At 61.2% G+C, this 20,387-nt stretch carries 16 protein-coding genes and 1 pseudogene; 11 read left to right on the top strand and 6 right to left on the bottom strand.

Annotated elements, in window-relative coordinates; translation table 11 throughout:
• Positions 1–28 precede the first annotated feature (28 nt).
• Positions 29–1,150, top strand: a complete 1,122-nt coding sequence (locus C483_RS03815) for a DNA methyltransferase (RefSeq protein ID WP_006652033.1) — start codon at positions 29–31, stop codon at positions 1,148–1,150.
• Positions 1,151–1,243: 93 nt separating this feature from the next.
• Here the strand turns inward: C483_RS03815 and C483_RS03810 are convergent, their stop codons facing one another.
• A complete protein-coding gene (locus tag C483_RS03810) occupies positions 1,244–1,894 on the bottom strand; it encodes a potassium channel family protein (protein WP_193787496.1) in 651 nt (216 codons plus the stop codon).
• Positions 1,895–2,087: 193 nt separating this feature from the next.
• Here C483_RS03810 and C483_RS03805 point away from each other — a divergent pair, with 193 nt between their 5' ends.
• Both C483_RS03805 and C483_RS03800 read left to right on the top strand, forming a co-directional pair.
• A complete protein-coding gene (locus C483_RS03805; RefSeq protein WP_006652031.1) occupies positions 2,088–3,533 on the top strand; it encodes an NCS2 family permease in 1,446 nt (481 codons plus the stop codon).
• A 175-nt stretch (positions 3,534–3,708) separates the two neighbouring features.
• A complete protein-coding gene (locus C483_RS03800) occupies positions 3,709–3,957 on the top strand; it encodes a glutaredoxin family protein (protein WP_006652030.1) in 249 nt (82 codons plus the stop codon).
• A 102-nt stretch (positions 3,958–4,059) separates the two neighbouring features.
• On the opposite strand, the gene C483_RS03795 is transcribed toward C483_RS03800, so the two are convergent.
• Positions 4,060–5,898, bottom strand: a complete 1,839-nt coding sequence (locus C483_RS03795; RefSeq protein WP_006652029.1) for a pentapeptide repeat-containing protein — start codon at positions 5,896–5,898, stop codon at positions 4,060–4,062.
• Between the two features lie 37 nt (positions 5,899–5,935).
• Positions 5,936–6,901, bottom strand: a complete 966-nt coding sequence (locus tag C483_RS03790; RefSeq protein ID WP_006652028.1) for a transcriptional regulator — start codon at positions 6,899–6,901, stop codon at positions 5,936–5,938.
• A 220-nt stretch (positions 6,902–7,121) separates the two neighbouring features.
• Between C483_RS03790 and C483_RS03785 the strand changes: the two genes are divergently transcribed.
• Both C483_RS03785 and C483_RS03780 read left to right on the top strand, forming a co-directional pair.
• Entirely contained in the window at positions 7,122–8,498 is a 1,377-nt protein-coding gene (locus C483_RS03785) for a tRNA(Ile)(2)-agmatinylcytidine synthase (protein ID WP_006652027.1), read from the top strand.
• A 68-nt stretch (positions 8,499–8,566) separates the two neighbouring features.
• Entirely contained in the window at positions 8,567–8,782 is a 216-nt protein-coding gene (locus C483_RS03780; protein ID WP_006652026.1) for a hypothetical protein, read from the top strand.
• A gap of 95 nt (positions 8,783–8,877) precedes the next feature.
• On the opposite strand, the gene C483_RS03775 is transcribed toward C483_RS03780, so the two are convergent.
• Positions 8,878–9,081 (bottom strand): VNG_1110C family protein, encoded by a 204-nt coding sequence (locus C483_RS03775; RefSeq protein ID WP_006652025.1) that lies wholly within the window; start codon positions 9,079–9,081, stop codon positions 8,878–8,880.
• Positions 9,082–9,244: 163 nt separating this feature from the next.
• Here C483_RS03775 and C483_RS03770 point away from each other — a divergent pair, with 163 nt between their 5' ends.
• The 6 genes from C483_RS03770 (at position 9,245) to C483_RS03745 (ending at position 16,084) form a co-directional block, all read left to right on the top strand.
• On the top strand, positions 9,245–10,357 hold the full coding sequence (locus tag C483_RS03770) for an OBG GTPase family GTP-binding protein (RefSeq protein WP_006652024.1): 1,113 nt from the start codon (positions 9,245–9,247) through the stop codon (positions 10,355–10,357).
• Positions 10,358–10,587: 230 nt separating this feature from the next.
• A complete protein-coding gene (locus C483_RS03765) occupies positions 10,588–12,282 on the top strand; it encodes a Na+/H+ antiporter NhaC family protein (RefSeq protein WP_006652023.1) in 1,695 nt (564 codons plus the stop codon).
• A 127-nt stretch (positions 12,283–12,409) separates the two neighbouring features.
• A complete protein-coding gene (locus tag C483_RS03760; protein WP_006652022.1) occupies positions 12,410–13,207 on the top strand; it encodes a VOC family protein in 798 nt (265 codons plus the stop codon).
• 183 nt (positions 13,208–13,390) lie between these two features.
• Positions 13,391–14,905, top strand: a complete 1,515-nt coding sequence (locus tag C483_RS03755; protein WP_006652021.1) for a sugar transferase — start codon at positions 13,391–13,393, stop codon at positions 14,903–14,905.
• 89 nt (positions 14,906–14,994) lie between these two features.
• Positions 14,995–15,591: a hypothetical protein gene (locus C483_RS03750; protein ID WP_006652020.1), complete on the top strand. Its 597-nt coding sequence runs from the start codon at positions 14,995–14,997 to the stop codon at positions 15,589–15,591.
• The gene (locus C483_RS03745) at positions 15,575–16,084 is read left to right on the top strand and encodes a metal-dependent hydrolase (protein ID WP_086009725.1); all 510 of its coding nucleotides are present in this window, start codon (positions 15,575–15,577) and stop codon (positions 16,082–16,084) included. Before C483_RS03750 ends, C483_RS03745 begins: the two co-directional genes overlap by 17 nt.
• 108 nt (positions 16,085–16,192) lie before the next feature.
• Here C483_RS03745 and C483_RS03740 read toward each other — a convergent pair whose 3' ends face one another.
• The gene (locus C483_RS03740; protein ID WP_006652018.1) at positions 16,193–18,844 is read right to left on the bottom strand and encodes an efflux RND transporter permease subunit; all 2,652 of its coding nucleotides are present in this window, start codon (positions 18,842–18,844) and stop codon (positions 16,193–16,195) included.
• A 90-nt stretch (positions 18,845–18,934) separates the two neighbouring features.
• A pseudogene (locus tag C483_RS03735) lies at positions 18,935–20,365 on the bottom strand (COG1361 S-layer family protein); the annotation flags it as partial.
• Between the last annotated feature and the right edge of the window lie 22 nt (positions 20,366–20,387).

The following is a 20,387-nucleotide window of genomic DNA, read 5'->3' as shown; positions in this document are numbered from 1 at the left end:
GTAGACTGGGCGTTCACTCCGGGATACAATGGCAGACGAGGGTGACGGGCCGGGGAGACACCGACAGAGCCGACTCTTGACCGACGACGACGGCACGTTCGACGCCGAACGCGCTCGTGACGAGTCCCTGCCGGTCGAAGACGGCGAGGTCATCGACACCGACGACCTCGCTGAGCATCAGCACTACGTCGAGGGACGAGGCATCTACGACGAGCGAAATCGAGTCAACGACCTCACTGGCAAGGAGTGGAAGTACGCGACCAAATCGGTGATCGCGGAGGGCTACCCGCCGGCCGTCCAGCACGACCTGCGCAGCGAGCACGGCGGCCAAAAGCCGCCTCGGCTCTGTGCGGAACTTATCGGCCGGTTCAGCAAGGCCGGCGATACCGTGCTCGACCCGTTCGCCGGCGTCGGCGGCACCCTCCTCGGTGCGAGCTTCTGTGAACACGAGGGAACCGGACTCAGGGACGCGATCGGCTTCGAGCGTACCGAGCGCTGGACCGACATCTACGCCGAGGTACTCGAGTGCGAAAACGAGGAGCGACGCGCCCGTGGGGAACCCGAACTCGCCACACAGGAGATGCGCCACGGTGACTGTGCGGACCTGATCGAGGAGGTCGACGACGACAGCGTTGACCTCCTGTTGACCGACGTCCCCTACTGGCATATGGACGAACTCGAGCAGACGCGGAATGTCCACGAGACTCGAGAGAGCAAGTTGGGGTCGTTCGACGCGGACGAAGCGGGAGCTACCGGGACTGAGACAGCGGACGACAGGGATACCACTGGAGACGCAGCCGGACCGACAGGAGACACGGCTGAGACTGCAGGAGACGCAGTCGAAACCACGACGAAAGACGACTGGCTCACCGACATGGCCACTAAATTCGACCGCTTCACCGACGCCGTCGCCCCCGACGGCCACATCGTCGTCTTCATCGGCGACATGTACCGCGACCAGTCCTACAAGTTCCTCTCGGCCGACCTCGCACGAGCGATTGAATCAACCGCGCCTGTCACCCTCGCGGCTAGTCTGGTCTGGTACGACCCAACGAAAGACCTCCACGTCTACGGCTATCCGTTCTCGTTCGTCCCCTCGATGGTCCACCAGAATATTCTCGTGTTCCGTCCGGACGAGACCGCTGGGTAACCAGACGAGACCGCTGCGTGACGGTCGTTCGCTGGCAGGACCCAAATCCACCTCGTGTGTCTCCACTACAGCACCATTCCACTCGCGTCCCTACTACTGCAACGCCGTCCGCACCTCGTCCGCACTGCTCGCCTCCGTCACCACCGCCACCTCATCACCCGCTTCGAGTTCCGTCCCCGGCAGCGGAATCGTCAACGACTCGCGGGCTCGCCCATGGGCATAGATCCGCGCCGACTCGGGTAACTCGAGTTCACTCATGCGCTTGCCGACCGCGGCCGAGCCATCGGGGATCTCGAGGACGGTGAGTTGCAGATTCGTCGCAAGGTCAGTGACGACGTTGAAGTCGCCGCCAAGCATGGCGGTTTTCGCGCCGGCAGCGCCGAGTCGCTCGGGGTAGATGATCTCGTCGACCTCGTCGGCGTATCTGGTGTAGATTTCCTCGCGGTAGTCTTCGTCGATTCGCAGGGCGGTCCGACAGTCGTGGTGGTCGCCGACCATGCAGGCGGCGAAGTTGGCGTTGAGGTCGGGCGTGAACGCGCCGATTGCGTCCGCGGTTTCGATGCCGGCGTCGACGAGGACGGCTTCGTCCGCGCCGTCGCCCTGGACGGTTTCGAAGCCGTCGCCGCTCGCCCGATCGATTCGGTCGGGGTCGTTATCAACGACGACGACGTCGTGTCCCTCCTCGCTGAGGATCCGACTGGTTCGAGAGCCCACGCGGCCGTACCCAACGATGACGAACTTCATGATAACACAGTACATGCTCCGAGATGAAATACGTTCGTCCCACGTCGTGGTGAGGACTGCCGTCCAATCCTGTCAATCACCACACCAACCTCTCTGCCACGGTATCCGAATGTATGCACATATGTGGAATGGTTTTCCGAAACCGAGACAAGAACTTTTAACTAAGCGCTGTGGATATGCTTGACCATCCAATATGGGGGTTACCGAAACGATCGCGGACTACTTTGGATTCGATGAGTACGACACGAGCCTGTCGACCGAGATGGTCGCCGGGCTGACGACGTTCCTGGCGATGTCGTACATCATCGTCGTCAACCCGATGATTCTGGCCGAAGCGATCCAGATCGACGGTTACGACCAGACACAGACACTGCAGATGATCGCCGTCGCGACGATTCTCGCATCGATCGTCGCGACGATCGTGATGGCGTTCTGGGCGGATCGGCCGTTCGGGCTCGCGCCCGGGATGGGGCTAAACGCCTTCTTCGCGTTCACCGTCGTCCTCGGACTCGGCGTCCCCTGGGAGGTCGCACTCGCCGCCGTGTTCGTCGAGGGGATCATCTTCATCGCACTGACCGCAGTCGGTGCGCGTCGCTACATTATCGAACTGTTCCCGGAACCCGTCAAGTTCGCCGTCGGGGCCGGTATCGGTGTCTTCTTGCTCTTCCTCGGACTGCAAGAGATCGAACTGGTCGTCGCCGACCCGGAGACACTGGTCTACCTCGGCAACGTCGCGACGAGCCCCGTCGCTGCGCTCTCGCTCGTCGGACTGGTGCTGACGTTCATCCTCTACGCCCGTGGCGTGCGTGGTGGGATCGTCCTCGGTATTCTCTTCACCGCGATCAGCGGCTGGCTGCTTACCCTGCTCGGCTTCGTCGCACCCGGTGAACTCGCGCCCGAAGACGAGTACAACCAGATCACGAACGAGGGGCTAAGCGGCATCGCCGAAATGATCATGACTGTCCAGTACGACTTCACGCCGCTCATCTACGGCTTTGTGGACGGACTGGGGATGATCACTGAGGAGCCACTCGTCTTCGCGCTCGTCGTCTTCACGTTCTTCTTCGTCGACTTCTTCGACACCGCCGGGACGCTCATCGGCGTCTCCCAGATCGGTGGCTTCCTCGACGAGGAGGGGAACCTGCCCGAGATGGAGCGCCCGCTGATGGCCGACGCAGTCGGTACGACCGTCGGCGCAATGATCGGGACTTCGACCGTGACGACGTTCATCGAATCCTCGGCCGGACTCGAGGAGGGCGGCCGAACCGGCTTTACCGCACTGGTCGTCGCCGGTCTCTTCGCGCTCTCGCTGCTGGTCGTCCCGCTGATGGGTGCGATTCCGCAGTACGCGACCTACATCGCGCTGGTCGTGGTCGGTATCATCATGCTCCAGGGCGTTGCTGACATCGACTGGAACGACCCAGCCTGGCTAATCTCGAGTGGCCTCACGATCACGATCATGCCGCTGACGGCCTCGATCGCGAACGGACTGGCCGCAGGGATCATGAGCTACCCGCTGATCAAGACCGCCGTGGGCGACCGTGCTGACGTCTCGCTCGGCCAGTGGGCGCTCGTCGTCGCGTTCATCGTCTACTACATCGCCTACTTCGCGACGGATGCTGGCGTGCTGGCGTTCTGAGTGCTGACGGCAGACAACTGACGTCTGGGACCTGACGTCCGCCACGAAACGCCCGCCGCGGAACACCGTAGTTGCCGTCTTCACACTCGTTTGCTACTTCTGCGATATCACACCGTGCAACCGAACTGATACCGCGACCGGTGCGCTCATACACCTCCACCCGTTAGCACCCCGTATGGCTGACATCACACTGTACAATCTCCCCGGCTGTCCGTTCTGTGCAAAAGTGCGCTCGACACTCGACGAACTCGAACTCGAGTACGACGTGATCGACGTGGAACGAGATCACGGAAAGCGAACAGAGGTCGAAGCGGTGAGTGGGCAGACCGGTGTACCGGTTCTCACGGATGAAGCAAACGATGTCGAAGGAATGCACGAAAGCGATGATATCGTCGCCTATCTCGAAGAGACGTACGGAGCCTGAAAGACCTGTGAGGTGAATCACCTCGAGGTCAAGCCTCCGGGGTATTCTCCTGTTTCGCTGATAAAGCGGACCGCCATCGATGGCCCCGTCGTCGACCTGAAACTACCGTTGAATCGACCGCGTGAGCGTAAACACGAATAGCGCGATGAGGAAGGCGCCAACGAACGCCTGCACTTGCGCTGCCAGTCGAACGGCGGTGCGCTCGACCGGTACGGAGCCGCCCAGTACGAGCGTTACGAACGATTCGAGGCTAAACATCAGGTAGCCGACGGCACCTCCATACGGCGGTGATCCCGGCCAAAGCGCCGCGTACAAGAGCGCAAACCCAGCGACGATTCCAGCAGCAGTTAGTACGACTCGACCCGGTCGTTCGCCGTGACCGGCGACAGCACCGAAGACGGCATTGGCGACCCACTTGCCGCTATCGACGATCCGTGACCGTGACCAACCCACCTCTCGTGCGCGTTTTGCGTGTCCGTCCCGCCGGTAGCGCATCTCGTGGCGGAAGAACTCACCAGCTGCCTTGCTGTCGCCGACGGCTTTTGCCCCGTGTTTTGCCTTGAGGTACGTGCTCTCGAGTGTTTCTGGTGAGAGTTGCCGCTCGTCTCCGCCACACCCACTCTCGTTTTCATGGTTCCACTCGTGGAGTCGCCATCCACTGGACTCGAGTGCACTCCGTACGGTCCGATCTCGGAAGTCGAACCCGTCGAAGTGCGTGTTTTCGATGATGAACTGTGAGAGCGACAGTGGAACCGGTTCCGTCCGGTTTTCAGTGTCGCTGTTGCGCTCAGTAACAGCGGCTCCGCCGGTCTCACTGTCGCTTCCAGTTCCCCACTCGATCGGCCCGACTTCGGCACCTGAAAGATCGTACGTGAGTGAGTCAGTCGTTTCTAATCGTCCACCAGAAAGTACTGCGCCAGACAGATCAACCAGACAGGCATCGGCATCGCACTCGAGTCCCGTGAGTAAGAGCCGATCGGCAAACGTCGTCTGTGCGAAGACGGCTCGGGATGGAACGGTGACGTTGGTGAGTCGGACGACATCCTCGAAGGTCCCATCTTGGAACATCGCCTCCTGTCGAATCGTCGCACCGCCGAAACGGGTCGGCCCAGCAACGGTTACGTTCCACCAGTTGAGCCCACCGGCGAAGGTAGCGCCGGAAAAGAACGCTTCACCCTGAAACGAGGCGTTGCTGAACGACGACTCCTCGATTGCTGTCACCCTGTCGAAGAGTGCGTCGTCCGCAAATCTAGCACCAGGTGCATCGATCCCGCGGCCAACTTCTACTCCGCGGCAGACGGCACGACCGCTGAAGGTCGCATCAGGTAGCGAGAGGTCGCCCCTAACCACGGTATCCGATATCGAAACGCGATCGCCGAACCGTGCATCGCCTGCACGTAGGTCGCCGCCGATGTGGGCATCTGCAACTGTGACTGACTGTTGTGCACGGATTGTCGAACACTCGAAATCGCCGTTACAGATCGCACCATCGAACTGGAGCGGGTTCTCGAGGGTTGCCTTGCGCAGATCTGCCCCCTCTTCGATAGTCACGTGGCGGAGATCGATTGGGTAGTTATCTCGAGCAGCCAGTGTTTCGTGGCGAAGGTCGAGCGAAACGAACGTCGCCCCGATGAACTGTTTGCTCCGACGACGGTCTCGCTTGCCGTCGTTGTCGCTATTGTTATCGTTACCGCCCGATTTACCACAGATTGCATCTCGGAGCGCAGCAACCGTTTCACTGGGTTCCCAGTCTCGTTCTGCAAGTGGGGTGTGAAAGCGGCAGTATCCGCTGTTCCCGTCGGCGGCCCGATGGCATCGCCACGTTCCGTCGGCGTTCAGCTCGCTTGTATCCAGTGTGTTTCCGGTTTCGGCTGTTCGTTCCCACACACCGGGATTGAATTCGTACTGACACTGGCGCTCACGCTCACTCTCGCTCGTCACACCTTACCTGTCCGCGAAACCAAAATAAATCGACCGGCTAGGCCGCTTCCTCGTACTCTGCACGCTCTCGAATCACGTCTCGAAGTTCGTCCGTATCGCGAAGGTTCTCGAGTTCCTCGCGTTCGACGAGCGCGGTGCCATCGACGGACTCCTGCTTGGCGCGGTCGACGACGTACACCGAGCGCGTGCGGGTGACCTGGCCGATCGAACTCATGATGCGGGCGCGCTTCTCGGCGGCCTTGGTGAACTCCGAGTGACCCGTGAGGACGACCTCGCTGTCGTCTTCGTCCTTGCTGATGGCCTTGAACGGCGAGCGGATCGTCGGGTGGACGCTGTAGCCGGCCCGCGTGAGGACGGCGACGACCTGTTTGTCGTCGGGATCGGCCTCGGGGTCGTCCGGCGTGTCATCGGTCTCGTGGACGTCGTCTGCACCCTCGAGCACGTCGACGGGGCTCGTCAGCGGTTCGTTGAACAGATCCTCTAGCGCCATCGCGACTTCGACAGAGGCGTTCATCCCGTCTTCGTACTTCGAGACGGTGCGCCGGGAGACGCCGAGTTCGGTCGCGAGTTGGCCGAGACTCCAGTCGCGGTCCTCGCGTTCGTCGGCGAGCAGGTCGCCGTCGATGTTGACGTAGAGGCCGCCGGGTGCGGCGTAGATCAGCGGCGGCACGTCCTCGATGAACAGGTTGTACGCGGTGTCGGGACTCAGGACCGGAACGCCGTGGCGGAAGTAGACGACGTCTGGCTTGAGATCCTCGTCGCGACTGCGCAGACCGAGCACGAGCGGCGTCGCCTGGAGATACGTCCCGAGGCGGCGCATCTCGTGGCCGGTCGCTTCGTTGAACGCGTCGATATTGCCGAGAATCTTGACGAGCAACAGGTCCTCGCCACGACGCGCGGCGATATCGAAACTCTTCGGGCGGATTGCACACCGGTCACTGACGACGAATCCCGCGTCCTCTAACATCGCGGTCACGTTGCCGACCAGTGCGGAGCGGGACATAGGGTATTGTAAGCTATTCCTCATACAAGAGCGTTTCCCCAAGATGGCTACCTGCGGTGTCGCGATTGGGATGTGTACCAGCAGTATACTTATATAGGGGTGTCAGCGCCCAGCTATAACTGTTCGTCTTGCATCGCACATCGATTCAGTACCAGATACAAACCGCCCATCAGGGTGGCACACCGAAAGGCGTTACTCACAGCCGTCACAAGACTCGCTGATGACGATCGTCGGGCTCGACGACACGGATTCCCGCGAACACGGGATGTGCACGACCTACGTCGCCGCGCAGATTGCAAAGCGGCTGCGTCGCGAGGCTGACGCCGCGGCCACCCGAACCCTCCTCGTCCGGCTCAACCCCGCCGTCGAGTACAAAACGCGCGGCAACGCCGCGCTCGCGATCCACACCGACTGCAATCCTGCTCGCGCGTTCGACATTTCACGGGAGGTACTCGAGTCCCTCGCAGAAACGCGCGACGAGCGGACGAATCCGGGGCTGGTCGTCGCGGACATCGATCTCGCCGCCGGCGAGGGCGCGATTCCGGCGGCTGTCGCGCGGTTTTCGACGCGCGCGATCCGCGATCACCTCTCGCGCGCTGCGGCCGAGACCCTGATCGACGACCACGGCTACCAGTCGTGGCACGCGGGAAACGGCCGCGGGCGAATCGGCGCGCTGGCCGCCATCGGGGCCTGGAGCGCGCTTGCAGACTGGACGTACGAATACATCTCCTACCGCAAGCCCGAGCGCTGGGGAACGCCGCGCGAGGTCGACCACGACAGCGTCTTCGCGGCCGCAGACTCCGGCTATCCCGACGTCTGGGACACCGTCGACCGCGGCGAGAACGAAACCGTCTGCGTACCCCACACACCAGGACCGATTCTCCACGGGATCCGTGGTGACGATCCCGAAGCCGTCCGCCGCGTCGCTGAACAGATCGATAGCGAGCCGGTGTACTCGAGTCACCTGTTCGTGACGAACCAGGGGACGGACGTGCATTTGCGGGATGTGACTGTGGGCGCTGACAGTGACTCGGGGACCACTGGGTCGGCTGCCGATGCAGCGACCGCGACCTCCCTGCAGGACGGCCGCGCCTACCGACTCGACGCACGAGTTGTTTCTGAGCCGGAGACGCGACGCGGCGGCCACGTCTTCGTCGACGTTGCGCCGGAGGGTGTGGCAGCCGGCGATGCGGACAACGCCGCTAGCTCGCCGGCGAAACTTCCCTGCGCCGCCTTCGAACCCACCAAACGCTTTCGCGACCACGTTCGCGCACTGCGACCCGGCGACCGCCTCACCGTCTGCGGCGAACTCGCCGACGGCACGCTCAAACTCGAGAAGGTCGCCGTCCGAGGCCTCAATACTACCGACCTCGTGACACCGGTCTGTCCCGACTGCGAGCGCACGATGGAGAGCGCCGGCCGCGACCAGGGCTATCGCTGCCGAGACTGTGGAACCGACGCACCCGGGAAGGAACGGGCTGAGATTGAGCGGGTACTCGAGTTGGGTTGGTACGAGGTGCCGCCGTGTGCGCGTAGACATATTGCGAAGCCGCTGGTTCGGGGCGGGTTCGACGGGCCGGTGCATCCGGAGCGCTAGGGGCGCGTTGGAGCGGAGTCACCGACATGTGACCGGAGATTCTTTGTTCCCGCCGTCGTGCAGCCGATATGGGACTGTCGACGAGTGCGGACCCCAAGCCGCCGGGTGTGTTCGCGTTCGAGATGCTAGCAGCGCTGCTTGTTCCGCCGCTGGTCGGTGGCGTTGGACTCGCAGCGGTGAGCGGGACCGAGAATTTCCTTCCGGGCTTCGGTATCGGACTTCTTTTGGGGGTTATGCTTGCATCGCTCAGACGAGAGATTCGTGGCGAACGAGGCGGTGAATGAATCGAGTGTGCAAGGAGAGACAGTGAAGGGGGGCCAACGTCGAGCAGCTCACACTGTGAAAGCAGCCGATGGGACACTCACACTGCGAAACCAGCCTACGGGACACTCACACCGCGTCGAGCCAGGAACTCGCTCACGGCCTTGATCTCGACCGGGCTGCCAATGATTCGACAGTAGTTTTCGCCTTCCGGAAACACCGTGACGGTAAACTCCTCGGTGAGCTGTGGCTCGAGGCTCTCGACAGCCTCTGCCGGAAGGACGATTTGCGTGCTGTCACGCAGCCGTGTCGGATCTGGCATCTGTCTACGCTGCAGTTTCGCCTAGTCCCGTTTACCTGTGTCGGAATTCAGTTTGTATTGGTAATAGACTCGGGAACAGTGAACAGGAACGGGGACTCGAACACGACTCGCCGTTCCCACGCATGGAAAGGGTTTTTCGGGACGACCGGCTGGGTATAGACAAATGGGGCTCGAGGAGGACATCCAGGAGATCGAGGACGAAATCGCCAACACGCCCTACAACAAGTCGACCGAGGCCCATATCGGTCGGCTGAAGTCCAAGCTCGCCGAGAAAAAAGAGAAATTCGAGAAACAACAGTCCGGTTCGGGCGGTGGCGGTGGCTACTCCGTCGAAAAACACGGCGACGCCACGGTCGCGCTGGTCGGCTTTCCGAGCGTCGGGAAGTCGTCGCTGTTGAACTCGATGACCAACGCAGAGAGTGAGACGGGCTCCTACGAGTTCACGACGCTCGACGTGAATCCCGGCATGCTCAACCATCGCGGGGCGAACATCCAGATGCTGGACGTGCCCGGGCTGATCGAAGGCGCAGCGACGGGGCGTGGCGACGGCAAGCAAGTGCTCGCGGTCGTTCGAAACGCCGACCTGATCGTGTACATGCTGTCGGTGTTCGAGATTGAACAGTACGACCGCCTGCAGAAGGAACTCTACGACATCAACATCCGCGTCGACGAGGAGCCGCCGGGTGTGACGGTCCGCCCGAAGATCAAAGACGGAATCAAGATCACCTCGAGTACCGACCAGGACCTCGACGAAGAGACGATTTCGGACGTCCTCCGCGACCAGGGCTACGTCAACGCCGACCTGAACCTCCAGGAGAACGTCTCTATCGACCGCTTGATCGACGGGCTGATGGACAACCGCGAGTACATCCCATCGATCACCTGTGTCAACAAGGTCGACCTCATCGAACCCGACTACAAGGAAACGGTCGACGAACAGCTTCGCGAGCGTGATCTCGACCCCGACGAGGTGACGTTCATCAGCGCCGAGATGGAGAAGGGACTCGAGGCGCTCAAAGATCGCATCTGGGAGAATCTCGACCTCATCCGCGTCTACATGGACAAACCCGGTCGCGGCGTCGACTGGGAGGAACCGCTGGTCATCGAACGCGGCTCCACTGTCGGTGAGGCAATCACAAAACTCGGCGGTGAGATGGAAGAGCGGTTCCGCTTCGCTCGCATCAGCGGCCCCAGCGCCACTCACGACGAACAACAGGTCGGCGAGGAGCACGTACTCGAAGACGAGGACGTGTTGAAGTTGATTTTGCGCCGCTGACGGACAGACACGTTTGTTCGATACGCGTTGGTACCCCTCGACCGGTGGTCCGGTCGTATCACGATTGTACAGTCCGTCTCGAGTGCAACGCGAGTGAACGAGTCGTGACGCAGGACGTAGTAATTTGACAGGCACGCACGAGCGACGGCCGTACTTTCAAGAATATAATGAACGATAGGACAAACAATCGAATGAGTAGGATTATCTGCGCACCCGATAAATAGTGACACATGTCGGATTTTGGTGCGATATCACTCGTTCCGCCGCTGCTCGCGATCGCACTCGCGATCGTGACACGCAGACCGATTCTGTCGTTGTTCGTCGGGATCTGGTCGGGCGGCATCATCGCAACGGGAACGCATGGAATTGGACAGACGTTCGCCTGGATCACCGGTTCGATCGGTGATGTCTTCCACGCACAGATTCTTGTCTTCACGCTCCTGCTCGGCTCTGGCGTGGCACTTATCTGGCGTCTCGGCGGCGCAACGGCAGTTCGAAACTGGGCGACAGAGCGATTACAGACTCAGCGGGCCACCGGACTTTCCACGTGGATTCTCGGGATGCTCCTGTTCTTCGACGACTACGCAAACACGGCGATCGTCGGCAACACGATGCGCGAAATCTCCGATCAGATGCGGATGTCGCGCGAGAAGCTGTCCTATATCGTGGACTCGACTGCCGCGCCGGTCGCAACCATCGGACTCTCGAGTTGGGTCGCGTTTCAGCTGTCGATGATCGACGAGGGGTACGAGAGTCTGATCAACGACGATGATCTCAACGTCGCCGCGGAGGATGTGCCGGGCGTCTTCGAAACGTTCGTCGGTTCGATTCCGTTCAACACGTACTCGCTGCTTGCGATCGTGATGGTTGGCGTTATCGTCCTTTCACGACGCGACTACGGCGAGATGCTCACCGCGGAACACCGCTCCTGGCAGACGGGGAAGGTGAACCGAGATGACGCACAGCCACTCCAGGAGGTCGAGGAAGACCTTCGCGAACCGATCGAGGAGAAGCCGATGCTCCGGACGTTCTTCGCGCCGATCGCGACTCTCATCGCGGTGACACTCGTCGGTGCGTTCTGGACTGGGTATCAGGAGTGGGTCGCCGAACAGGCCGAGGAGGGAGCACCGACGACGATCACGGAGGCCATGAACGAGGACGGCGTCGTTCAGGTTCCTGTTGACATCGTCGGGGCCGGCGACTTCGCCGCCGCGCTCGTCTGGGGCTCGTTCGCCATGGTCGCGACGGCAGTCATCATCGGGCTCGCCTACGACCTATTCGACCTCGACGACAGCGTCGAGACGGTACTCGAAGGATTCAACCTCATGCTGACCGCAGTGACCGTCCTCGTCCTCGCGTGGTCGATCAGCGCCGTTGCGGAGGACCTCGGGACCGGCGACTACGTGGCGGGCGTCGCAGAAGGCGTCGTCTCGCCCGAACTGCTCCCGATCGTCGTCCTCTTCGTCGCCGCCTTCGTCGCGTTCACGATGGGGTCGTCCTGGGCGACGATGGGGATCGTGACGCCGATTGCCATCACGGTTGCTTACAACCTCACTGGTACCTTCGAACTGATGCCGGTCATCGTCGGTGCGGTGTTCTCCGGTGCGATCTTCGGCGACCACACGTCACCGATTTCGGATACCTCCGTGCTCTCATCGACGTTCACCGGCGCGGATCTCATCGACCACATTCGGACGCAGATGTACTACGCTGCCACGGTCATGGCCGTCGTCGTCGTCTGCTACCTCCTCTATGGGTACCTCTCGGTGTCCCCTGTCGTCTTCCTCCCGATCGGCGTCGTCCTGCTCGTTGGACTCGTCTACGCCCTCTCGGAACTCGACGGACGCCGCCGCGGCGTCGATCCGAAGGCCTCGGCCGTCACCCGCGATACTGACGCCAGTTCCACCCACGGAAGCGACGACTGATCGTCACCTGCAGATCGGCACCATCGCCGATCGTCCGAGCCGATCACACTGCCGTTTACCCCCTCCTCGCGCCGAACGGACCTCCGCATTCGCCACTCTTTTGCCAATTCCCGGCGTTTGCCCGCCCATGGACGGAACGCTCGACCACGTGATGCTTCGTGTCGCAAACCTCGAGGAGTCACTCGAGTGGTACCAGACCCATCTCGAGTACGAAGAGAAAGATCGCTACGAGGGCGACGGCTTCACCATCGTCTATCTCGGCCCCGAAGAGATGCACGAGGACGGTGCGATGCTCGAACTCACTCACAACGAGGGCGAAGACGACCTCGAGGTCGGTGACGCCTGGGGGCACATCGCCGTCCGCGTTCCCGAGGGGGAACTCGAGGACTACTACCAGCAGCTCATGGACGAGGGCGTCGAGGACTATCGCGATCCAGAGTCCTGTGGCGGGCGCTACGCGTTCGTCAAGGATCCGGACGGCCACGAGATCGAGATCGTCAAGCGCGACCCCGACGAGGGTGCGCTCTGGTCGCTCGACCACACGATGATCCGCGTCGAGGATGCTGACGAGGCGCTCGGCTACTGGACTCGCAAGTTCGAGTACGAACACACCGGCCGCTGGGAGGCAGACACCTTTGCGAACTACTTCCTGAAGCCCGAGGATGCCGCCCCAGAGGAGATGGCACTCGAGCTCACCTACAACTACGACGGTCGCAGCTACGACATGGGCGACGCCTGGGGGCATCTCTGCGTTCGTGTTGATGATCTCGAGGAGGACTGGGAGCAGCTGTTGACCCGCGAGGCACCGGATTATCGGGATCCCGAGAGCAACGACAACATGTATGCGTTCACGAAGGATCAGGACGGTCACGAGATCGAACTCCTCGAACGTGATCCGGACGCCGACTCGCTGTTCCCGTTCTAACCGACGTTTTCCTTTCGTGCTTGTCACTGTCGTCTCGTCACGAGTGCTGAATTGCTGACCGATACGGCTAGTGATCCGTGATAACGTTACTGGCCGAATACGGCCGTTCTCGCGGGTGAGACAGTATCAGAAGGTGATTTATTCAACAACTTTATGCCGACGCCGACACGTGAGTCGTAACGAATGCTGACTGGGTGGCGGTTTCGGATCGGAAGCATGCTCGGCGTGATGATGGTAACGATCACTGCCGTGCTCGCTGCAAACCACCCCGTTTCACAGACCCTCTTTACCACGTACGTCCCACTATTCAACCGACTTGAGGTAACGGTGCTTTCGGGACCGTCGCTGTACTGGGCGATTACATTGAGCGTGGTCGCAGTCGTTGGCTGTCTCACTCCACTGTACAAGCCCCAGCCGCGACGGACGCTTGATCTGGTGGTGTTCTCCCAGAAGCGCGTTATCGTCGCACTGCTCGCACTCGCAGCGCTTGGCTACTTCAAGTGGTCACACCGCCTGCCACGAGCGACGCTTGCGATGATCGCAGGTATGCTTCTGGTGGCGATTCCGCTGCTGTTTCTCGTTATTCGTCGTCATCCTGGGACGACCGCTTCGCGGACGCTCATCGTCGGCGATGACCTCGGCCAGATTGAACGCATCGCTCCCGAAATCGATGCACCGGTACTTGGCTACCTCTGCCCGTCGACGGTTGCGACATTCTCGTTCGACGAACGGACGGCCGGGACACACCTGACGACTGACGGTGGCGTCGTCGTCGGAGACACACCGAAGCAACAGACTGGCGACCACGACCACGATCCGGATGGAGAAGCATCCGACGAAACAGCTCCGAATGCCGGCACACTACGTCACGAAGACCACGGCACCGTTGATTCGTTGACTCGACTCGGCGGTCTCTCGCGACTCGAGGACGTGCTGATCGAGTACGACATCGATACCGTTGTGCTTGCCTTCCAGCAGCCCGACCGTGCCGAGTTCTTCGGTGCGCTCGATGCCTGTCACGAACACGGCGTGCGAGCGAAAGTCCACCGCAAGTACGCTGATAGTGTGCTGGTCGCAAACGGTGCTGTCGATACGTTGGTCGATATCGATCTCGAACCATGGGATCCGTTCGATCACTTCTTCAAGCGCGTCTTCGACATCTGCTTCGCTGCTGTCGGACTGCTCGTGTTTGCACCGCTCATGCTCGTCATTGCACTTGCGATCAAACTCGACAGCCCTGGGCCCGTGCTGTACAGCCAGCACCGGACTGCCGGGTTCGGTGAGACGTTCCCAGTCTACAAGTTCCGGACGATGGTCCCGGAAGGCGAGTCCGCGACGCCGACCGACGACGAAGACAACGACCGCATTACGCGGGTCGGACGCGTCCTCCGAACAACTCACCTCGACGAACTCCCTCAGCTGTGGTCGATCCTGCTCGGTGAAATGAGCGTTGTCGGCCCCCGTGCGGTCTGGACCAGCGAAGAACCGCTGCTCGAACAGGACGTTCCCGCGTGGCGAAAGCGCTGGTTTGTCAAACCAGGGCTTACGGGTCTCGCTCAGATTAACGACGCAAAGAGCACCGACCCCAACATGAAACTCCGATACGATCTCGAGTACATCCGCAAACAGTCCATCTGGTTCGACTGCACGATCGTGATCCGCCAGCTCTGGAAGGTACTCGAGGACATCAGGCGCTAAACTAGGGGTGCAAAATACACCCGACACGGTACCACGACAACCGGATCAGAAAACCTATTCCCTCCCTTCCGTTCTCTCCATCCGAACACATGGCGGAACCGTTCGGTCAGCGCGGTCGCCTGCTTGCAATCCTGCTCTTGCTTGCGCTCCTCTTCGGACTCATGGTCTGGGCCGGCGCATCGCCAGCCGAACCGATGGAACAACCCGGTCCCGACGAAACCGATGTCCCACAGGACCGGGCCGCCTACGTCGGTTCTGCGGTCACCCTCGGCGGCGAAGTCGTCAGCACCGAGCCCGTCGTCATCGCAACCAGGGCCAGCGGCTACGGCCAGTTCACCATCGTCGGTGCCGATGACACGCTGGTGACTACTGGCGGCCCACTCGAGTCCGGTGACCAGCTTACTGCTTACGGGACACTCGAGGACGAGTCGACGCTGGTCGCGGAGCGGACGGTCACCCGGCAGTCGAACGAGATGCAGTATATGTACGCGGTGTCGCTGCTCGGTGGGCTGTGGGTCGTCGGTCGGTTCGCGTGTGGGTGGCGATTCGATCGAGAGCGCCTGGCGTTCGTCCCGCGAGAGCGTCGGTTGTCGGTGACGAGATGGCTCTCGAGTCGATTCACAGACTGGCTCACGACGCTACGAGCGCCCAGCCGTGGCGGAGCGGGAGGTGAGCGCCGTGGCTGACGTGTTGACCCACGTGTTAGCCGGGTACGTAATTGGAACGCTGTTGTCGATGCGCTACGAGTGGATGCGACCGGCACATGTGACGTTGGTGATGATCGGCGCGCTCGCACCCGATTTCGTCAAGATCGAGTTACTACTCCCGGATCCGGCGGTCTCGTTCCTGCTCGGGGTTCCGTTCTCCTGGGCACCGTTGCACACGCTTGTTGGAACGCTCATCGTCGCACTGCTCGGTTCGTTGTTCGTCTCGCCAGATCTGCGTCGGCGCGCACTCGCGCTTATCGTTGTCGGAATCGTGTCTCACCACGTCCTCGATATCGTGCTCGTGACTGCCACAGGACACTCCTACGCGGTGTTCTGGCCGATTTCTGGCTACCGCTTCCCGGCCGCAGATCTGTTCCTGAGCAGTGATCGATGGCCGGCGCTCGGTGCGGGTGTGAGTGCACTCGTGGTCTGGCTTCTGAGTCGCCATCGACACGGGTCAAGACAGGTATAGACATACTCTGTGGGTGTTGCGGGGTAGTAGAAGACTGGTCACATAACACCGAACTGACTGCGATCGAAGCCGGAACAGAAGCCAACCCGATCCGTGGTTCACTCCCGACTACGCCGTCGTCGACGGGAACCACTCGAGTTCACCGTAGCGTTGCTCGAGTCGGTCCCAGACGATCACGACCGACGGGAGGACGAGAATCGACGTGAACCAGGCGTAGAAGACGCCGAGTGCGAGCAGCAAGCCGAACTCCATGATTAGCGGAATCAGCGCAAGGTACAGCACGCCAAGGCCACAGACGGTCGTGAGCATGCTGCCAGTGAGCGCGCCGCCAGTTCCCTGCACCGTTACGAGCAGCGCCTCGTGAGTGTCCTCGCGTTCCTCGTACTCGTCGACGAACCGGTGCATCAGGTGGACCGTGTAGTCGACGCCGAGTCCGATCGATACCGAGAGGATCGGTGCGTTGATCGGACTTAGCGGGATGTCGAACAGTCGCATCGATCCAGCGAGCAGTGCAACGGCGAGCAACACGGGGACGAGGTTGATAACGCCGTAGATGGCCCGGCCCTCGAGCCACCAGTACGAGAGCACGAGGAAGACGATTGTCAACACAAACGCGACAAACAGACTGGTGAGCGACGAGTCGGTCGTCTGTTCGATGACGGTCTCGAACAACACGAGCTGGCCGGTCGGTGTTGCATCGAGTGACATATCGTTGGCGACCTCGGTCGCCGCAGCGACGGCCTCGTCCTGCTCGGCGTCGACATCGACCTGAATGTCGATTCGCGTGGCGCTTCGGTCGGTTGTCAGACGGTCCGCGGCCTCGTCCGGCGCGGTGTCGAACAGCGCGTCGTAGACCGCGTCGATCTCACGGTCTGGGATTTCGTCGCCACTACTGTCGTATCGCGTGACGGTCGCGTCAAACGTGGGATCGGCGGCCGCCTGCGCCTCGATCGTATCGAGCAGGCTGTTCGCGTCGGCCTGTCTGCCGTCCGATTCGAAGGCGGCGGGCGGACGCTGGAGCGCCTGATCGATCTCTCTGAGTGCGTCGTCGTCTCTGAGCCCTGGATCCTCGATGTAGACGGTTACCGAGCCTTCGAGCCCTTGCTCAAAGTCCTCCTCCATGTGATCGAGTACCGTCAGGAAGGTATAGTCACCTGCTGCAAACGGCTCGGGAAGTGCCTCGTACTGCTCGAGACGTTCCTCGTCGGGGAAGAACGCCTCGTCGTCGAACTCGGTGTCGACGCCGACTCCGTACGCGGCAGCTCCCGTCCCGATAACGAGCATCGTGACGAGAAAGAGCACTGGAACTGCCCGAGCGATGTGAACACCGACCGGGAGCACCCGCCCCAGGAACGACTGCTCGCTTCCGAGCGGTGTCGTCCCGAACTCGGGGAATCGAGTTCCCTCGCGGAGCCGGTCGAACCCGACCTTTCCTGCCGGCAAGAAGACGCCAAAGATGAGGAACGTAAAGATGATCCCGCCAGCCGCGACGATTCCGAAGTCGCGGGTCATCTCGCTGATGAGATTCGCGCCGAAGCTGAAGACAGTCGTTACCGTGACGATGAGCAACGCAGTCGTCAACTGTCCGGTCGTAATCTGCATCGCCTCCCCGATCGGGACACCGGTCGTGCGCTCCTCGCGGTATCGGTTGATAATATGAATCCCGAAGTCAATCCCGACAGCGAGCAACAGCGGGAAGACGGTGATAAGTGCGTCCGAGAACGGAATCTGGGCGAATCCCATGAACCCGAACGTCCAGATCATCGTCATCACCAGCGCAACGAGTCCGAGACCGAGGTCGATCGGATCACGGTAGGCAACGAGCAGGAAGAACAGGATCAGGATGATCGCCGCCGGGAAGACGACGATCGATGTGTCGCCGAGCAACTGCAGGGTCTCCTCTTCGAGAATCGCGTCACCGAAGATAACGACGTTGTCGTCGGTGTCGAAGCCGTCGATCTCGTCCGCGAGGTCCTGGGTTTCGAACTGCAGATTCGCATAATCACTCGTCTCCGCCATCGGAGGCGTATCGTACGTGATCGCGACCTGTGCGACGCTCGCACTCGCCGACGAGCGGGTAAAGTCCGTGCTCACCGGCAGTCCACTCGTCTCGTCGGCCGTTGCAATCGCTTCGTCGAGTTGGCGCTGAGAGGCCCTGTCGACTGCCCGGTACTGCTCTTCGGGCGTCGTCGCCGACGGATCGAGCTGCGTGGCGACCAGCGAGGCCGGACTGGTACTCGAGACAACCCGAAGGTCGCCGTCGTTCTCGATCCGATCCTGGAACTCAAGCATCCGCAATAGATTTGGCTCCGAGAGGACGTTTCGCTCATCCGTAATGAACAGTTGTGCCGACGTGCCACCGCTCGAGCGCTCACCACGGTCGAAGTTCTCCTGCATCTCCTCGAACGCCTCGTAGGCCTCGGTGTCTTCGGTGAACTGGTCAGCACCGGCTTCCTGCCCGGCACCACCACCAATTGCACCGCCGAGGAAGACACCCGTCAGCAGGAGAAAGACTAGAACGACGGTCCAGGGTCGGTTCGTAATCAGGGGATTGACGCGGCGAGTAAACGGATCATCGCCGCGCGATCCGCCAGCTGAACCACCATCCGAACTACCACCGGAGCCACCACCGAGCGAGCCCAGTCGATCACTCAGTGTCCCAAAGAGGCTCACACCGGTATCACCGCTCTCTGATGACGATGTCTCTGATGCCGACTCTCCTCGTGTCTCCGCCGGCTGATCCGATCGATCTTCACTCATCGCTCTTTGGACATTCGTCGGACACTGGTTTGCTCACGACAGGGCCTGAAACCGAGTTCACGGCGTGAAACGGTGAGTCGACACATCCGTTCACTCACGTGCGCGCCACCAGAATCCGAGGCCGAGACCAACCGCTGTGAGCGCTGCCATCAGACCGACCGCAGAGCCGATGAAGCTGCCACCGTCGTCTGAGTCAACGGCCTCGACATCGATCGGATGCTGGTAGACGTCCGAGATCGTCGTCTCGCCGCGTTCGGTCTCGTACTCGAAGTCGAGCTCGACCGGATGCGTTTCGGCTGGCGCGTCGGCGGACGCCGCCACGTCGAACGTCATCGTCGCGGATTCACCGGGCTCGAGTTCCGAAACGAACGCCTCGTCGTTGCTCGTCTGCAGCGGACTATCGGTGTACAGCTTCGCGTCGATATTCGACAGCATCTCCTGACGTTCGTTGGTAATCACGAGGTCGAACGATGTCTGCTCACCCTGTGGGACAGAAATCCCGTCGTCAGTCAGGCTGAACTCATCGTGCTGTGGGTCAACGAAGACGCGCTCTGAAATCGGACCGTCCTCGAGTGTGGCGTCACCGCTGCCGGTGTACTCGACGGAGAATCGAAGCTGGCGCGGCCCTTCGTCGGCCTGTCCGCTCACGTCAGTCGGGTAGCGGAACGTCGTCGTTTCACCGGCGTCGAGTTCTGGGAGCGCGTAGCGCGTATCCTCGATGAACAACGACTCGCTCATCGGCTCGACGATCAGTACCGCGTCGTCGACTGCCCGCGGTCCGTCGTTCGTAAGCTCACCGGTAATCTCGCCATCGTAACCGACAGCGAGCGTGTCCTCGAGGTTGTCGATGGAGAACGACTGCTCTGAGGCGGGGACGAGGCTCGCCGTTTTGGACTGGCTCTCGCGTTCGATACCCGAGGAATCGCGGTAGCTGAACTGGATGTCGAGTGGCTTTTCGCCGCCACTCAGTGCGGTATCGAGTGCGACGTCGACTCCGAACGTGGTCGACTCGTTCGGTTCGAGATCACCGATGAGCTCCTCTGCTGGTGCCTCCGGCGTGCTGCCGTCGATCGTGACGCCAGTTCCACCGGTCATCGTGGCACGCGTGACGTTTGCCTGTTCGGTCCCCGTGTTCGTCACTTCGATCGTCGCAGGGCTGCTGGCACCTGGCTCGACATCCGTCTTCACGTCGGTAATGTCGAACCGTGGTTCGTCGGGAACGACGACGGTCACGTCGTGGGTTTCCGAGGCAGTCTGTCGTTGCGTAACGCCAGCACGATCAGAAACCATGCTCGTGTACGCGTATCGCACACGAACCGACACATCGTACTCACCGGGCTCGATATCGTTCGGCACCTCGATTTGCTGAGGTACAGAGACGATCTGTCCGTCCTGAATCGGCCCGACTGCGGTTTCACCGGATTTCGACTCGAACGGCCCCGTATCCTCGAGTTCGACCGACGTTGCACGGGCAGTCAGTACTTCCTGGCCGCTGCCGACGGTCAGTTCGGCATCTGTCTCTTATACACATCTCTGATGGCGC

The sequence above is a fragment of the Natrialba hulunbeirensis JCM 10989 genome (genome assembly GCF_000337575.1).
In the GTDB taxonomy this organism is placed as follows: domain Archaea; phylum Halobacteriota; class Halobacteria; order Halobacteriales; family Natrialbaceae; genus Natrialba; species Natrialba hulunbeirensis.
The sequence above is the reverse complement of the archived record's forward strand: the minus strand, read 5'-3'. Positions and strand labels throughout refer to the sequence as shown.

What these genes read in the sequence shown, in the direction of transcription:
- C483_RS03785 (WP_006652027.1), top strand. Translation starts at nt 7,122, where the DNA reads ATGACGATCGTCGGGCTCGACGACACGGATTCCCGCGAACACGGGATG.
- C483_RS03810 (WP_193787496.1), bottom strand. Translation starts at nt 1,894, where the DNA reads ATGAAGTTCGTCATCGTTGGGTACGGCCGCGTGGGCTCTCGAACCAGT.
- C483_RS03755 (WP_006652021.1), top strand. Translation starts at nt 13,391, where the DNA reads ATGCTGACTGGGTGGCGGTTTCGGATCGGAAGCATGCTCGGCGTGATG.
- C483_RS03750 (WP_006652020.1), top strand. Translation starts at nt 14,995, where the DNA reads ATGGCGGAACCGTTCGGTCAGCGCGGTCGCCTGCTTGCAATCCTGCTC.
- C483_RS03805 (WP_006652031.1), top strand. Translation starts at nt 2,088, where the DNA reads ATGGGGGTTACCGAAACGATCGCGGACTACTTTGGATTCGATGAGTAC.
- C483_RS03775 (WP_006652025.1), bottom strand. Translation starts at nt 9,081, where the DNA reads ATGCCAGATCCGACACGGCTGCGTGACAGCACGCAAATCGTCCTTCCG.
- C483_RS03780 (WP_006652026.1), top strand. Translation starts at nt 8,567, where the DNA reads ATGGGACTGTCGACGAGTGCGGACCCCAAGCCGCCGGGTGTGTTCGCG.
- C483_RS03800 (WP_006652030.1), top strand. Translation starts at nt 3,709, where the DNA reads ATGGCTGACATCACACTGTACAATCTCCCCGGCTGTCCGTTCTGTGCA.
- C483_RS03740 (WP_006652018.1), bottom strand. Translation starts at nt 18,844, where the DNA reads ATGAGTGAAGATCGATCGGATCAGCCGGCGGAGACACGAGGAGAGTCG.
- C483_RS03790 (WP_006652028.1), bottom strand. Translation starts at nt 6,901, where the DNA reads ATGTCCCGCTCCGCACTGGTCGGCAACGTGACCGCGATGTTAGAGGAC.
- C483_RS03770 (WP_006652024.1), top strand. Translation starts at nt 9,245, where the DNA reads ATGGGGCTCGAGGAGGACATCCAGGAGATCGAGGACGAAATCGCCAAC.
- C483_RS03765 (WP_006652023.1), top strand. Translation starts at nt 10,588, where the DNA reads ATGTCGGATTTTGGTGCGATATCACTCGTTCCGCCGCTGCTCGCGATC.
- C483_RS03760 (WP_006652022.1), top strand. Translation starts at nt 12,410, where the DNA reads ATGGACGGAACGCTCGACCACGTGATGCTTCGTGTCGCAAACCTCGAG.
- C483_RS03815 (WP_006652033.1), top strand. Translation starts at nt 29, where the DNA reads ATGGCAGACGAGGGTGACGGGCCGGGGAGACACCGACAGAGCCGACTC.